The sequence below is a fragment of the uncultured Senegalimassilia sp. genome (assembly GCF_934630535.1).
GTDB lineage: Bacteria > Actinomycetota > Coriobacteriia > Coriobacteriales > Eggerthellaceae > Senegalimassilia.
This window is the reverse complement of record NZ_CAKTVU010000001.1, coordinates 164,101-179,446: the sequence shown is the minus strand read 5'-3', so window position 1 is coordinate 179,446 and position 15,346 is coordinate 164,101. Positions and strand designations below refer to the sequence as shown.

At 64.9% G+C, this 15,346-nt stretch carries 13 protein-coding genes and 1 riboswitch; of the genes, 7 read left to right on the top strand and 6 right to left on the bottom strand.

Going from position 1 to position 15,346, the window contains the following annotated elements:
• Positions 1–56: 56 nt before the first annotated feature.
• A complete protein-coding gene (gene hisZ / locus Q0D52_RS00845) occupies positions 57–1,769 on the bottom strand; it encodes an ATP phosphoribosyltransferase regulatory subunit (RefSeq protein WP_294379555.1) in 1,713 nt (570 codons plus the stop codon).
• 287 nt (positions 1,770–2,056) lie between these two features.
• Between hisZ and Q0D52_RS00840 the strand changes: the two genes are divergently transcribed.
• The gene (locus Q0D52_RS00840; protein ID WP_294379553.1) at positions 2,057–2,980 is read left to right on the top strand and encodes a DUF2797 domain-containing protein; all 924 of its coding nucleotides are present in this window, start codon (positions 2,057–2,059) and stop codon (positions 2,978–2,980) included.
• Between the two features lie 245 nt (positions 2,981–3,225).
• Here the strand turns inward: Q0D52_RS00840 and Q0D52_RS00835 are convergent, their stop codons facing one another.
• Positions 3,226–4,737, bottom strand: coding sequence for a sodium:alanine symporter family protein (locus Q0D52_RS00835; protein ID WP_294379551.1), 1,512 nt, complete (start codon positions 4,735–4,737; stop codon positions 3,226–3,228).
• A gap of 259 nt (positions 4,738–4,996) precedes the next feature.
• Here Q0D52_RS00835 and Q0D52_RS00830 point away from each other — a divergent pair, with 259 nt between their 5' ends.
• The 6 genes from Q0D52_RS00830 (at position 4,997) to Q0D52_RS00805 (ending at position 11,397) form a co-directional block, all read left to right on the top strand.
• Positions 4,997–6,337 (top strand): coproporphyrinogen III oxidase family protein, encoded by a 1,341-nt coding sequence (locus Q0D52_RS00830; RefSeq protein ID WP_294379549.1) that lies wholly within the window; start codon positions 4,997–4,999, stop codon positions 6,335–6,337.
• Positions 6,338–6,509: 172 nt separating this feature from the next.
• Positions 6,510–6,700: riboswitch (FMN riboswitch) on the top strand.
• A 177-nt stretch (positions 6,701–6,877) separates the two neighbouring features.
• Positions 6,878–8,239 (top strand): bifunctional diaminohydroxyphosphoribosylaminopyrimidine deaminase/5-amino-6-(5-phosphoribosylamino)uracil reductase RibD, encoded by a 1,362-nt coding sequence (gene ribD / locus Q0D52_RS00825; protein WP_294379547.1) that lies wholly within the window; start codon positions 6,878–6,880, stop codon positions 8,237–8,239.
• On the top strand, positions 8,221–8,901 hold the full coding sequence (locus Q0D52_RS00820) for a riboflavin synthase (RefSeq protein WP_294379545.1): 681 nt from the start codon (positions 8,221–8,223) through the stop codon (positions 8,899–8,901). The genes ribD and Q0D52_RS00820 overlap by 19 nt, the downstream gene beginning before the upstream one ends.
• Before the next feature lie 55 nt (positions 8,902–8,956).
• The gene (locus tag Q0D52_RS00815) at positions 8,957–10,162 is read left to right on the top strand and encodes a bifunctional 3,4-dihydroxy-2-butanone-4-phosphate synthase/GTP cyclohydrolase II (RefSeq protein WP_294360842.1); all 1,206 of its coding nucleotides are present in this window, start codon (positions 8,957–8,959) and stop codon (positions 10,160–10,162) included.
• A gap of 54 nt (positions 10,163–10,216) precedes the next feature.
• Complete coding sequence (ribE, locus tag Q0D52_RS00810; protein ID WP_294164065.1) at positions 10,217–10,684, top strand: 6,7-dimethyl-8-ribityllumazine synthase; 468 nt, start codon at positions 10,217–10,219, stop codon at positions 10,682–10,684.
• Positions 10,685–10,830: 146 nt separating this feature from the next.
• The gene (locus Q0D52_RS00805; protein ID WP_294379543.1) at positions 10,831–11,397 is read left to right on the top strand and encodes a VanZ family protein; all 567 of its coding nucleotides are present in this window, start codon (positions 10,831–10,833) and stop codon (positions 11,395–11,397) included.
• A 129-nt stretch (positions 11,398–11,526) separates the two neighbouring features.
• Here Q0D52_RS00805 and Q0D52_RS00800 read toward each other — a convergent pair whose 3' ends face one another.
• The 4 genes from Q0D52_RS00800 to Q0D52_RS00785 all read right to left on the bottom strand — a co-directional run bounded on the left by Q0D52_RS00800 (position 11,527) and on the right by Q0D52_RS00785 (position 15,346).
• Entirely contained in the window at positions 11,527–12,438 is a 912-nt protein-coding gene (locus tag Q0D52_RS00800) for a diacylglycerol kinase family protein (protein ID WP_294379540.1), read from the bottom strand.
• Entirely contained in the window at positions 12,431–12,946 is a 516-nt protein-coding gene (gene moaC / locus Q0D52_RS00795; protein ID WP_042432773.1) for a cyclic pyranopterin monophosphate synthase MoaC, read from the bottom strand. The genes Q0D52_RS00800 and moaC overlap by 8 nt, the downstream gene beginning before the upstream one ends.
• A gap of 27 nt (positions 12,947–12,973) precedes the next feature.
• Positions 12,974–13,990 carry a GTP 3',8-cyclase MoaA gene (moaA, locus tag Q0D52_RS00790; protein WP_294379538.1) on the bottom strand — a complete coding sequence of 339 codons (1,017 nt, stop codon included), beginning with the start codon at positions 13,988–13,990 and terminating at the stop codon, positions 12,974–12,976.
• A 231-nt stretch (positions 13,991–14,221) separates the two neighbouring features.
• Positions 14,222–15,346 (bottom strand): ATP-binding cassette domain-containing protein, encoded by a 1,125-nt coding sequence (locus Q0D52_RS00785; protein ID WP_294379537.1) that lies wholly within the window; start codon positions 15,344–15,346, stop codon positions 14,222–14,224.

Sequence of the window (15,346 nt, the reverse complement as noted above, 5' to 3'; positions counted from 1 at the left end):
GACGTTGCGGCGCCCGACCCCCTGGGCGCCTGCGGGCGCGAAGCCCTGACCAGCCGTTATTCCGCTGCTGGCTCGGGTGACTGCACGCCGCCGGCGATGACCGTGGCCTCCCACTTGCCCGCTTCGGCGCCGGCGCGCATGGCGTCAGCGAGCTCCACGATGCGCGCATCGGTGCGCAGCGAGGCGCCGTTGGCGAAGAAACGGGCCGTCGACGACAGCACGTCCTCCACGATGACCAGGTTGTTCTCGCGCAACGTGGTGCCCGTGGCTGTGATGTCGACGATGCGCTCGGCCAATCCAGTCAATGGTGCCAGCTCAATGTTTCCGTGCAGTTTCACGATCTCGACCTGGGTGCCCGTTTTCGCGTAATGGGCGCGCGTGATGTTGGGATACTTCGTGGCGATGCGGATGGAGCCCAGGCGGCGATAATGCTCGGCGGTCTGCTCGGCGGCTCCTGCGGGCTCGGCCACCACGAAGCGGCAGGCACCGAACTTCAGATCGGCCAGCTCCACCACTTCAGGCTGCGCCTCGAGGAGCGAATCCTCGCCGCAGATGCCGCAATCGGCCGCGCCGAGCTCCACGAACGCCGGGGCATCCGAGGGGCGCACGATGATGTACTCCACGCCCGGGTTGCGGATGATGAGCTGGCGGCCGGGGTTGTCCAGCCCCGTGACGTCCATGCCGCACGCCGCCAGGCACGCGATGGAGTCGGCGTTGAGCGAGCCTTTCGGCACGGCGATGCGCAGCGGGCGCTGGCCGGTGCCGGATGCGGCACGCTCATCGGCGGCCGTAGCGGCGGCCATAGCGCGTTCGAGGAAGAACGCGAAGCCGGCGGCAGGGCGGCTTTCGCCGTATGCCCCGATGGTGTTGTCGTAGCGGCCGCCGCTGCCCAGCGGGCTTCCCAGCCCCGGCGCGTAGGCCTCGAACACGATGCCGGTGTAGTAGTCGAAGCTGCTCATGACGGAGAAGTCCACCTGGATGCTGTCCGCCAGGCCCGCGTCCTCCAGCAAGTCGAACGCCTGCTCAAGGCCGTCGAGGCCCGTCTCGCAGCCAAGCGGCGCCACCAGCTCGCGCACCTCGGCGATGGCGCCGCGACCGCCGCGGATGCGGGCGAGCCTGCCGATGGCCTGGGCGAACACCGGCGGGACGCCCTGCGCGCCCTCGCCTGCGGTCAGCTCATCGAGCGTGACGAAGTTCGAGGTATGGTACGCGTCGAGCACCGCCTGGCGCCACTGCGGCTCGGCGCCGCAGGTTGCCAGCAGCGCGCGCAGCACCGACACCGATGCCAGCGCGATCTTGAAGTCGGCCACGCCGGCAAGCTTGAGCGATTCGGCCAGCAGGCCCACCACCTCGGCGTCGGCCGCCGCGCCTGCCTGGCCGATGAGCTCGACGCCCATCTGCGTGGTCTCGCGCGGCTCGGCGCGCGTCTGGCCCTCGGCCTCGCGGAACACCCGCTGCATGTAGCGGAAGCGGAACGGCCCGGGCTGGCCGGCAAGGCGCGTGGCGCACATGCGGGCGATCTGCAGCGTGACGTCGGGGCGCATGGCCAGAAGGTCGCCGCGGGCGTCGAAAAGCTTGAACGGGGTGCCAGGCAGCCTGCCGCCGGCCTGCAGCACGTCCATCACCTCGAGCGTGGGCGTTTCCACCGGGAGATAGCCCTTGGCGGCCATGTTGGCCTGCACCGCTTGGGCCGCCTGCTCGCGCAGCACCGCCTCGTCGGTGAGCACGTCGCGGAAACCCGAAGGCGTCACAAAGTTCATCTGGTTCATCCTGCCTTTCATCGTGCGGTTGCGGGCATCGGCCCGTGTTCGGTTGCAGATGAGGGAATCGCCGCGAGCGCGGGACGCTTCCGCAGCAGTATTCCCAAGTGCTGTCCGATACTTTAGCACAGTAGAGTGATAAAGCAAGAAACTTGACCGATTTTTTGCAGAAGCGGGCAAACGGTCCGGAAAACGGCTCATTCCATGCGCAAAACGTCATAATGGTCCCACTCGCCACGCGGGATGAACGCATCGCGGGCGAAACAAACAAGAACGCCGTTACAGAAAGCACCGCAATGCCGAACCTGTTCGCAGACCATACCGTCGTCCTTGCCGGCTACGGTTTCAGCATCGATGGGCCCTACCTTGTAATCAACGACACCGACGAGAGCACGGTCGGCTATGTGCCCGTGCTCGGACGCACGTTCTCGCTGCGAAGGCTGCCGCGCCGGCGATGCATCGGCCGCATCGACCTTCGAACGCACGAACGGAGCACGTGCCCGCTGAACGCGGAGCTGCTGCCCGACGGCAAGGAGGATATGTGCCCAGCCTGCATCGAGGCGACCGGCTTCAACCCGTCGTTTTACTTCAGCAGCTACATCTCGCCGCAACAGCGCGAGTACAACCAAACGCCGCACTACGTGTACCTGGCGTATTTCGCGCCGGGCTATGTGAAAGCGGGCATCTCGAGCGAGACGCGCGGTATCGAGCGCCTGCTCGAGCAAGGTGCCCGCGCGGCGCGCGTTGTCGGGCGCTTCACCTGCGCAGACGACGCCCGTGCACTTGAAGCGGCGTTGTGCGCGCAGGAAGGCGTTGCCGAGACCATGCGGGCGTCGCTCAAGGCGAAGCTGCTGGCCGACGCGGCTTACAGCTTCGATGCGGCATGCCACGAGCTGAACACGGCTGCCGACAGGCTCGAAAGCGTCGATGCGGTGGCGCAAGCGGGTTTCGCGCCCGAAGACGCGCTCGACCTCTCGCCCTACTACTTCGGCGGTCCCTCGCCCGATGCGCACACCATGCAGCTGCCCGAAGGCGATGGCTTCGCAGACGTGTGCGGCGGCGTGTGCGCGGGCATGATCGGCGCGAACCTGGTGTTTTGGCAGGACGGGACGAACTTCATCGCGCCGATCAAAGATTGGGAGTCCTACGAGATCGAGTTTCTGGACGACGAGATCGCCTGCGAATACGCCAGCGAGCCCCAGCAAATCTCGCTGTTCTAGCAGTCCCGCCCACCTGGCGGCATCGCTAGCCCTCAGAGCTTCGCGGTCAACTCACCCCGGTGGCGCATCGCAGACGCGCTCGGGGACGCATCAAGGCCGACACCTGTCCGAAACGCAAGAAGCGCCGCCCGGATTTCCGGGCGGCGCTTCGTTCGCAAGTCTACCTCACGCGAAAAAGCCTTCGCGAGCAGCACCTTTCGCGTGCGGCCCCTTAACGGCCGAGCACGCAGCAGCAGCCGCTGGCTTTACGCTTCGTTGACGTCGGCGTCCATGGCGTCCTCGAAGTACTCCTTCACAGGGCCGTCGCCGAAGTCCTTCACCTCGTCGAGGTGCCAGCAGTCGGTCTGCGGCATGCCCGGGACGTTGTCGGCCACGAACACCGGGTCCTTGCCGGCGGCGCGCTGCTCGGAGTAGTCCTTCAGCGCCGCAAGCGCCCACTTGCCCAAAAGCAGGATGGCGATGAGGTTCATCATGGCCATGAGGCCCATGAAGATGTCGGCCAGGTTCCAAGCCAGGTCGAAGCTGTTCACCGCGCCGTAGAAGATGACCGCCAGGCACGCCAGACGGAAGATGATCAGCGCCGCCTTGGAGTCGTTCTTGATGAAACGGAAGTTGCTCTCGGCGTAGAAGTAGTTGCCGATGAGGCTGGAGTAGGCGAACATGAAGATGGCGAACGTGATGAAGTGGATGCCCACGGGGCCCACGGAGTTGTTCACGGCCATCTGCACGAGCGGCATGCCGTTGAGGCCCTCGGCCGCAGCGGGATCCTGTACGTAGAACACCAGCACCATCATGGCCGAGCAGGTGCAGATGACGAGCGTGTCGATGTAGACCGACAGGCTTTGCACGAGGCCCTGCTTGACCGGGTGGGAAACGCTGGCGGTAGCGGCGGCGTTAGGCGCCGAGCCCATGCCGGCCTCATTGGAGTACAGGCCGCGCTTGATGCCGAGCATGACCACCGAGCCGGCGAAGCCGCCGAAGATGGACTGGAAGTCGAAGGCGCTCTCGAACATCAGGCCGAACACGGCGGGCAGCCAGGTGATGTTGGCGATGGTGGTCCACAGCGCGATGGCGATGTAGGCGATGGCCATGACCGGCACGATGATGGACGTGATCACGCTGATGCGCTTCGAGCCGCCGAAGATGACGCCGGCAGTGAACACCACCAGGCCCAAACCGGCCGCCACGGCCACGCCGTTGGTGGCGTAGTCGGGGATGTAGTACTCAAGCGCGCTGCATGCGTTGAACGCCTGCAGGCCGTTGAAGCCGAACGCGAAGCACAGGATGAGCAGCACGCTGAACAGCACGCCGAGCTTACGGCTGCCGAGCGCTTGATGGATATAGTAGGCCGGGCCGCCGCGGAACTCGCCGTCGGTGCCGCGCACCTTCCAGATCTGGGCGAGCGTGGACTCGACGAAGGCCGACGCCGCGCCCACCAGCGCCATAAGCCACATCCAGAACACGGCGCCCGGGCCGCCCGTGGCGATGGCCGTCGCCACGCCGGCGATGTTGCCCGTGCCCACGCGGCTGGCCGTGGAAACCATGAGCGCCTGGAACGACGAGATGGAGCGCTCGCCCTGCACGTGCTTCTTCTCGGTCAGCTGCTTGAACATGTCCTTGATGAAGCGGATCTGCACGCCCTTGGTGCGGATAGTGAAGTACACGCCCACTGCGACCAGTAGGATGAGCAAGATGTACGTGTACATGAAGCCGTCGATCTCACCCGTGACATCGACAAGCCATGCGTTGAAATCCATGATGGCTTTCCCCTTTTCCCGATACGGAACCTATTCCCTGGATTTGTGCGAACGCACAAGAATTCACGGAAACGCCACTATACCGCATTTCGAAACAAATTGGTAACATTCGCGGCTCCTGGAAGCTGCAACGCCTTCGCTTTATTCCCTAGCGTTTGTGTTCCTCGTTGTGCTTTTTCACCTTGTCCGACTCGCAACCGCTCAAAGGGCTATCATGGTCACTTACCGAATACTGGGCAACGATGCGTAAGGGGCGCACATGCTTTCAGAACGATTTCTCACGAATCTTGTCAAGGGGATGACCAAGCGACATCTCGACCTTCAGCCCACCGACGAGCACTTCTTTCCCGACCCCAAGCCGGGCACCAGGTACATGCTGTACCTGCACGTGCCGTTTTGCCAGGTCCTGTGCCCGTATTGCAGCTTCAACCGCTACGTGTTCCACGAGGACATCGCGCGCACGTACTTCAAGAACCTACGCCGCGAGATGATGATGCTCAAGGAGCGCGGTTGGGATTTCGAGACGCTGTACTTCGGCGGCGGCACTCCCACCATCCTGCTCGACGAGCTGTGCGAGACCATCGACCTTGCGCGCGACAACTTCCATATCAAGGAAGTGGGCGTGGAAACGAACCCGAACCACTTGGCCGAGCCGTGGCTTTCCGAGATGAAGGGCCGCGTGCAGCGCCTGTCCGTGGGCGTGCAAAGCTTCAACAACGACCTGCTCAAGCAGATGGACCGCTACAAGAAGTACGGCAGCGGCGAGGAGATCTTCGAGCGCATCGGGCAGGCAGCGCCCTACTTCGACAGCGTGAACGTGGACATGATCTTCAACTTCCCCAACCAAACGGAGGACATCCTGCTCGACGACCTTGAGAAGATCGTGACCTGCGGCGCGCGCCAAACCACGTTCAGCCCGCTGTACGTCTCGAACGCCACCACGCGCAAGATGGAGAAGTCGCTGGGCAAGATGGATTACAACCGCGAGTTCCGCTACTACCAGATCCTCGACGAGGTGCTGTGCGGCGGCGAGCATCCCTTCTTCAGCCGCGACACCATCTGGACCTTCAACCGCTTAAACGAGCAGGGCGCCCATGACCACAATCTGTACGCCGAGGAGCTGCAGGTGGCCTACAACGAATACCCCGGCATCGGCAGCGGCTCGATCACGCACCTTAACGGCGCGCTGTACGTGAACACGTTCAGCCTGAACGAGTACAACGAGGCCATCGAGGCCGGTCACATGTCCATCATGGGCAAGTGCGTCATGAGCAAGCGCGACCTGGCCCGCTACTATTTCCTGCTGCATCTCTACCAGCTGCACCTGGACAAGAACGACTTCAAAAAGCAGTTCGGCTGCAGCATCGAGCGCCTGCTGCCGGCGGAGATGGCGTTCTTCCGCGCGCATGGCGCTTTCGCCACCGACACCCGCAACGAACTGACGCTGACCACCATGGGGCGCTACCTGACGCTCATCCTGTACCGTCAGTTCCTCTCGGGCATGAACAACCTGCGCGATCAGGCGCGCGATGCGCTTGACGGCGAGGAGCGCAACCTGCTGTTCGGCGATGAGACGAACTGCAGCGCCTGCCTCGACTAGCACAGGCTTCACCATGCATTAGATGGGCGGCATCGCGCAAGATGCCGCCTTTTTTCGCGCTGAAACGCTGGCTTGTCGGCATTTTTTGCGTCTACTCATCTGAAAATTGCATCAAATCGTGAAAAGTGTCCCCTTGTGGCGTGCAGAAGGCACTCCTATACTCCCAAGCAAGATATCTGTTCAGGGCGAGGTGAAATCCCTCACTGGCGGTAACGTCGAGACGCTGCAAGAAGCGGCACGGCGAAGTCCGCGACCCTGGCAGGTTGCAAGCAGCCGGCCCCATGGCCGCAGCCGCAACCCGCTCAGGCTGATCTGGTGAGAATCCAGGACCAACGGTTACAGTCCGGATGGAAGAACAGGAGCACGAACGCACGCGGCCTGTGGCCAGTGCCTGTTGCGGCATTCCGCAGCACCTCGGATGCATGGCGGCGCTTCTTGCCAACTGCATCCCATTCGTCGCTTATCAACGCCCGCAGATTCCCTGCGGGCGTTTTTTCATGCCTGGACCCCGCAGGGCGGCCACAAGAGAAAGGGCGCCCCATGGCAGGCATACCCGAACAACGATGCGAGCACGCAGCAGCCAGGATGCAGGACGCCGAACCGGCGGCCCCGCTCGACGCCGACGAGGCCCGCTTCATGCGCCGCGCCATCGAGCTGGCCTGGCGCGGTTGGGGTTGGACGAACCCGAACCCGCTGGTGGGCTGCGTGCTCGTGCGCGACGGCCGCATCATCGGCGAAGGCTGGCACGAACGCTGCGGGCAGGCGCACGCAGAGCGCAACGCGCTTGCAGACTGCGCACGTCGCGCCGCCGATGGCGTGGCGGAAGCGGAGCGCACCGACGCCGATGCCGCCGACCCCGCCCGCGGCCATGCGCGCGGAGCGACGGCCTACGTGACGCTCGAGCCGTGCTGCCACACCGGCAAGCAGCCCCCGTGCACCGAGGCGCTCATCGCCGCCGGCGTTGCACGCGTGGTGGTGGGCAGCCGCGACCCGAATCCGCTGGTTGCGGGCAAGGGGTCGGCCCAGCTACGCGAAGCCGGCATCCGCGTGGACGAGGACGCGCTACGCGCCGAATGCGATGAGCTCAACCCCATCTTCTTCCGCTTCATCAGCCGCAAAACCCCGTACGTGGTGGCGAAATGGGCCATGAGCGCCGACGGCAAGATCGCCTGCGCATCGGGCGATGCACGCTGGGTGAGCGGCCCCGAATCGCGCCGCGACACCCACGAGCTGCGTCATCGCCTGGCCGCCATCGCCGTGGGCATCAACACGGTGCTCGCCGACGATCCGCTGCTCACCTGTCGCCGCCAGGACGAGCCCGGCAACCAACCGCTGCGCGTGGTGCTCGATTCCCACCTGCGCATTCCCGAGGACTGCGCGCTCGTGCGCTCATGCGCGCAAGGCGAAGCCCCGCTTGCGGTTGCCACCTGCGCCGACGTGGACGACCCCGCAACCGATGCCGGCACGAAGGCGCAACGCCTGCAGGCGCAGGGCGTGGAGGTGCTGCGCGTGCCGCAAGACGCCGTGGGCCGCGTTGCGGTACGGCCCCTGCTGCGCGCGCTGGGCGAGAAGGGCATCGACTCGCTGCTCGTCGAGGGCGGGTCGGGCATCCACGGCGCCTTCTTCGACGAGGGTGCGGTAGACGAGGTCGTGGTCTATGTCGCCCCGAAGGTGGTCGGCGGCGCCGATGCGCCAGGACCCGTCGCAGGCGCAGGTGCCGCGAAGATGGCCGAAGCCACGGCGCTGGGCTGCCCGAGGGCTCATGCGCTCGGCGACGACCTGAAGATCACGTTCGCGGCAGCGAGCGCGGCCCGCGTGGCCGATCACACCCCCGCTTCGCGAAATGCGCTCGGCGCGGCGGCCACGACGCAAGGAGGCGGATCATGTTCACCGGCATTGTAGAGGAGACGGGACGCGTGACAAGCGTCCCCGCGGCCGGACGCGCGGGCCGGCTGGCCATCAAGGCGTCCCGCGTGCTCGAGGGCACGCGCATAGGCGACAGCATCGCCGTCAACGGCGTGTGCCTCACCGCCACCGAACTGCTGCCCAACGGCTTCGCCGCCGACGTGATGCCGCAGACGCTTTCGCACTCCAACCTGGGCGCGCTGCGCGCAGGCAGCCCCGTGAACCTTGAGCGGGCCATGGCGGCCGACGGCCGCTTCGGCGGGCATATCGTCTCCGGGCACATCGACGGCACCGGCACCGTGCGCCGCGTGCGCCGCGACCAGAACGCCGTCCGCTTCACCATCGGCGCGCCCGCCGGCATCATGGCGCTCATCGTGGCGCAAGGGTCCATCACCGTCGACGGCATCAGCTTGACGGTAGCCGACCTTTACGACGACGCGTTCGAGGTTTCGGTCATCCCGCACACGGCCGCCGAAACCACACTGGGCTCGCACCGCCCCGGCAGCACGGTGAACCTGGAGAACGATGTGGTGGGCAAGTACGTGCAACGGTTGCTGTACAACAAAAACCGGAACACCGAGGAATCCGCCGCAGACCATGCGGGTAAACCGGCTTCCACGTCCCTGACCTTGGAATACCTTGCCGCGAACGGCTTCTAGCACAGCGGCGCAAGCCCCTTCCCTATCCCGCAACCCCAACCGAAAGGACCCTCCAATGAGCATGAACACCATCCCCGAGGCGCTCGACGAGCTGCGCGCCGGCCACGTCATCATCGTGGTGGACGACCCTGACCGCGAGAACGAGGGCGACATGATCTGCGCCGCCGAGTTCGCCACCCAGGCCAACGTAAACCTTATGGCCAGCGTGGCCAAGGGCCTCATCTGCATGCCGATGAGCCGCGACCTGGCGCACAAGCTCAGCCTTGAGCAGATGGTCTCCGAGAACACCGACAACCACGAGACCGCCTTCACCGTCAGCATCGACCACGTGAGCACCACCACGGGCATCTCGGCGGCCGAGCGCTCCATCACTGCGCTCAAGTGCGTGGACGACGACGCCAAGCCCGGCGACTTCCGCCGCCCCGGCCATATGTTCCCCCTGGTTGCCAAGCCCGGCGGCGTGCTCGAGCGCAACGGCCACACCGAGGCCACCGTCGACCTCATGCGCCATGCCGGCATGAAGCAGTGCGGCCTGTGCTGCGAGATCATGCGCGAGGACGGCACCATGATGCGCACGAGCGAGCTGCTCGAGCTGGCGCGCGAGCACAACCTGGTGATCGTGTCCATCAAGCAGCTCCAGGACTGGTGCCGCATGCACGACAACCACATGCACGAGCAGGCAAGCGTGCAGCTGCCCTGCGAGTACGGCACGTTCCAGGCGCACGGCTTCGTGAACGACATCACGGGCGAGGAGCACGTGGCGCTGGTGAAGGGCGATCTGGGCGACGGCCGCGATGTGCTGTGCCGCGTTCACTCCGAATGCCTGACCGGCGACGTGTTCGGCTCGAAGCGCTGCGACTGCGGCGAGCAGCTACATGCCGCCCTTGCCGCCATCGAGGCCGAGGGGCGCGGCGTGCTGCTGTACATGCGTCAGGAAGGCCGCGGCATCGGGCTGATGAACAAGCTGCGCGCCTACGAGCTGCAGGAGCAGGGCATGGACACCGTGGAGGCCAACGAGGCGCTCGGGTTCGCCCCCGACCTGCGCGAATACTGGAGCGGCGCGCAGATTCTGCGCAACCTGGGCTGCAAGTCGCTGCGTCTGCTCACCAACAACCCCGATAAGGTGTACGGCCTTTCCGGCTTCAGCCTGGAGATCTCCGAGCGCGTGCCCATCGAAATCGCGCCCCAGGAGCACGACCGCCGCTACCTGCAGACCAAGGCGCACCGCATGGGGCATCTGCTCGAGCACGTGGAAGACTAACCGATCCGTACCGTAAACCGTTGCACTAAGTTCGTACAACAGAAAGGAACCATCATGGCCGTCAACATCATCGAAGGCAAGGTAATCAACGAGGGCATGAAGGTGGGCATCGTGTGCGCCCGCTTCAACGAATTCATCACGTCGAAGCTGCTCGGCGGCGCGCTTGACGCGCTGCGCCGTCACGATGTGCCGGAAGAGGCCGTCACCGTGGCGTGGGTTCCCGGCGCGTTCGAGATCCCCGTGGTGGCCCAGCGCATGGCGCAAAGCGGCAAGTTCGACGCCGTCATCTGCCTGGGCGCGGTCATCCGCGGCGCCACCTCGCATTACGACGTGGTGTGCAACGAGGTGTCGAAGGGAATCGCGCAGGTGCAGCTGGCAACTGGCACGCCGGTGATGATGGGCGTGTTGACCGTCGACACCATCGAGCAGGCCATCGAGCGCGCGGGCACCAAGGCCGGCAACAAGGGCTTCGAGTGCGGCGTCGGCGCCATCGAGATGGTCAACGTCCTGCGTCAGCTGTAACAAGACAGCGGGCTGGAGCGCCTTCGGCCCGCGCTTTCGATGGAGGGAAAACGCGCCGAAATCGGCGCATCAACCCCCGCACCTTTCGTGAACGTCCCCGCACGCCCCCGGCGCGCGGGGACGTTTTTGCTAGACTGGGATGCATTATGACTAACGAAAACGCTTCCCAAAACGTTGCAAACAACGCTTCGAATCCTGAGAATCCGCAGGTCACCGGCAATAGCCAACGCAAAACCACCTGTATTATCTCCTGGATCGCCGTCATCGCCATGCTGGTGCTCATCTTCTTCATGTCCAGCAGGACGGGCAATCAGATAGACACCGGAACCGGCATCTTCTCCGTGGTCAAGCAATGGCTTGCCACGCAAGCTGCCGCCTTGTTCGGGCACGAGGTCGACGTAAGCCCCGTCGGGCACTTCTGCGAGTATCTGGTGCTCGGTGCGGCGCTATGCAACGCTGCAAGATTCCACTTGAAACCGCAAGGACCCGCCGGCGCGTTGCTGGTAGCAAAGCCCATTGACGCGCTGTCGAAGTGGGCGCCCGTCGTTGCCGCGGCGCTCTCGAGCGTATACGGCGTCACCGACGAGTTCCACCAGATATTCACCCCCGGTCGCAGCTGCGATCCCATGGATTGGCTGGTGGACACCATAGCCGCCGCCCTTGGCGCGCTCATCTGCTATCTGGTGCTCAAGGCGCTGCGGGCAAGAAGGTAACACGAAGCGAAACGGCCCGAGATCGAACGATCCCGGGCCGTCGTGTATTCAGGGTTGAAATCGATACGCAGCTACGATGCGCGGAATCCGCGCCGCATCGCGCCCCAAGGCGAACACGGCCAAGGGAAGCTAGCGCAGAACCTGCAACGCCGCGGGCAGCGCCTCCACATCGAACGTCCGCGCTTCTATGCGCTCGCCGTCCACCTGGGCCGCGGGCACCTCGTCGAACTCCACGTGCACCCTGCGCGCCTGATGCAGCTCCATGCACGCAAGGCGCGTGTGGTTGCCGCCCTTGGCCATCAGGAAGATGGCCGCCGCGCCCGCAGGCGTGATGGGCGGATGGCTGATGCACACATCGAGCAGCCCGTCGTCAAGGCGGGCATCGGGGCAGATGCGGAACCCGCCGCCGTAGTAGGGCCCCATCTGCACCGCGAACGTGATGGATTTGCCTTCCATCACAGGGCCGTCGTCAAGCTGCAGGCGATATTCGCACTGGTCAAGATGATGGAACAGCTGATCGAAACCGCTTGCCATGTACAGCGCAGCCCCATGCCTGCCCGTGCGCTTGCGACGCTCCATGGTGTCGAGCGCGATGGCGGCGTCCAAGCCGAACGACAACGTTTCGGCAAAAAAGCTCCCGTTCACGCGCCCCACATCGGCAGGCTGCGGGCACGCCGACAGCAGCAGATCGCACGCGCGATCGACCTTCGCCGGCACTCCCAGCGTGCGCGCGAAATCGTTGCCGGACCCCACGGGGATGACGCCGAGCTGCGGACGATCGCCCACCGGACGCGTCATCAGACCGTTCACCACCTCGTGGATAAGGCCGTCGCCGCCAAGGGCCACCACCGTCTGCACGCCCTGCGCACCCCCGGCGATGGCGCACGCATGGCGCGGGCCCGCGGTTCGCGCCACGGTGACCGCATCTTCGCCAAGCGCCGCACGCAGGTTCGCCGCCGCTTTATCGGCAGCAGCGGCCCCCGCCCCGCTTTGCGCAGCCGGGTTCGCAATCAAAAGGATATGCCCGAGGGAGCTATTCACCCTGCTCCTCGCGAGTCCACAGGCCCGTCTTGCCGCCGTCCTTCAACAGCAGGCGCACGTCCATGATCTCCATGCCGCGGTCGACCGCCTTGCACATGTCGTAGATGGTCAGGCACGCCACGCTTGCGGCGGTAAGCGCCTCCATCTCGATGCCGGTCTTGCCCGTGACGCCCGTGGTGGTGGTCACGTGGATGCCCACGCGGCCGTCCTCGCGCTCGCCTGCGTGCACCGGTTCGCACTCTACCTTCGCCTTCGTGATGTTGAGCGGATGGCACATGGGGATGAGCGTGCTGGTCTGCTTAGCGGCCATGACGCCCGCCACGCGCGCGCATGCCAGCACGTCGCCCTTTGCCGCCTTGCCCTCGACGATAAGCGCCAACGTGTCGGGATGCATGCTGATGAAGCCCTCGGCCACGGCCACGCGCTTGGTGATGTCCTTCTCGGACACATCGACCATGCGCACATCGCCCTTCTCATCGATATGCGTCAAATGCTGCTGCTCAGTCATATTCGCTCTCCTTAAAATCAAATTTCCCTATCCACCTATCTGCGACATGCGACGTTCGGTGCCGGTGATGTCGTCGTGATCGTCGGGCTTCGCGCCGAGCGCCGTGCGGAACACGTCGACCAGGTCCCGATCGATCCGCTCCTCCGGCTTGCCGCTGCGCAGGATGCCGCGGATATCGTATTCGCGATCGCTGAACAAACACGGGCGCAGTTTTCCGTCGGCCGTAAGGCGCATGCGGTTGCATTCGCCGCAGAAATGCCTGCTCATGGGGCTGATGAAACCAACGGTGCCCTTCGCACCGGGGAACTCGAAGTAGCGCGCCGGCCCCCAGCCGAGCGGCTGGTGCTTGCCGGCGGGCACCAACTCGGGCAAGCCTTCGGCACGCGCCTGACGATTGATGATCTCGAACAGCTCCTCGCAGCTGATCACATCGTCGGGGCCCCAACCGCAGCCGTCGGACCCCGAGCTTTCGCCCACGGGCATGTACTCGATGAAGCGAACGTGCAGCGGGCGGTCGATGGAGAGCTTCGCGAACGCCAGGTAATCCTGGTGCAGCTGGCGCACCGCGACCGCGTTGATCTTCACGGGGTTGAACCCGGCGGCAAGCGCGGCGTCGATGCCGTCGAGGGCTTCCTGCAGATACCCGCGACGCGTGATGGTGTGGAACTGCTCGGCATCGAGCGTGTCGAGCGAGATGTTCACGCGCGAAAGCCCCGCTTGGCGCAGCTGATCGGCCATGCGTGGCAACAGCACGCCGTTGGTGGTGAGCGAGATGTTCTTGATGCCGGGCGTGTCGCTGATATCGCGCACCAGGTCGACCACGCCCTTGCGCACCAACGGCTCGCCGCCGGTCAAGCGCACGCTTTTGATGCCCAGGCCCGAGAACACGCGAACCACGTGCGCGATCTCCTCGATGCGCAGGATGTCGGTATGGCACATGGATTGCACGCCCTCTTCCGGCATGCAGTAGATGCAACGGTAGTTGCAACGGTCCGTCAACGATATACGCAGGTAATCGATGGTGCGGCCGTGTCCGTCCTTCATGAGGTCCCCTCTCGTTTCAGAATCCCCAGTGTACCACGGGCGAAGCGAATACATCCGGCTCGGTAGCAATTGCCCCACCGAACCATCAGACCCGTTCGCCGAAAGCCCCTTGCGCTGCAGCGGCCGCCGCGCCTTTCGCAGCGCCCCCTCATCATGGCAAACCTCCCGCTTCTCAAACCACCCTATCAGCCTAAGAGGCGGGAGGCGCTCGCTGCCAGGCGCTTCGCGTCCTTACCTTTCCACCAGGTACAGCTTGTCGTCGGGGATGCGGATCCACAGCTCCTCGCCTTCGTGCGGCAGAAGCGCGGCGTCCGTCTTCAGCTTGTCGACGCGCCAGAACAAGTGCTGGTGCAGGTACTTCATCTCGTCCTCGGTGCGCTCCACCGCCGGCGCCGCCTCGGGGCTGCGATCCAGAAAGCCCAGCAACGCCGTGCGCTCGAAGCGCGAGTCGCTCACGCGGTCCACGCGCATACGGAAGCAGTTGCGTCCCAGGCCGTCGGCGCGTTGCAGATAAAACGCGCGTACGCCCAGGCATTTGACGCCCTCAGGCACCTCAGAGGCCGTTTCCACCTGCACGCCCCATTTCGGCAGCCACACCGTATGCGACCCGCGGCGCTGCGCCGGCGTGGCGTTCTTGCAGCCCGACAGCTTGATGCCCGCCTGGCTTTGCGGGCGGTTCACCAGGTCATCCCCCGTGCCCATCTCCATGATGTGCCCGGATTCCACCACGGCGATGCGGTCGCAGAAGCGCAGCGCCTCGTCGATGTCGTGCGACACGTACAGGATGGTGCCGCGGAACGCGTCGAACAGGCTGACCAGGTTCTGCTCCAGAACGCTTTTCAGGTGCGCATCGAGCGCGGAGAACGGCTCGTCGAGCATGAGGATCCCCGGACGCGCCGCGAGCATGCGCGCAAGCGCCACGCGCTGCTGCTGACCGCCGGAAAGCTGCACGGGATAGCGCTTCTCGAAGCCCGACAGACCGAAGCGCTTGAGCTCGGCCTGCACCATGGCGTCGCGGTCGGCCGGCGAAACGTCCTTGGCGATGCCCGCCGCCACGTTCTGCGCCACGGTCAGGTTGGGGAACAGCATGTAGTTCTGGAACAGCAGGGCGGTTTTGCGCTGCTGCGGCGAAAGGTCCACGCGCGCCTTCTTGCCGGGGGCACGGTCGAAGAACACCGTGCCGTTGACCACGATCTTGCCCGAATCGGGACGCTCGATGCCGGCGATGGAGCGCATGGTCAGGCTTTTGCCGCACCCCGATGCGCCCAAAAGCCCCAGCGTCTCATCCCCTGCAGAGAAATTCGCCTGCAGCTGGAACCCTTTGAACTTCTTCTCGATGTCTACTTCAAGGCTCAT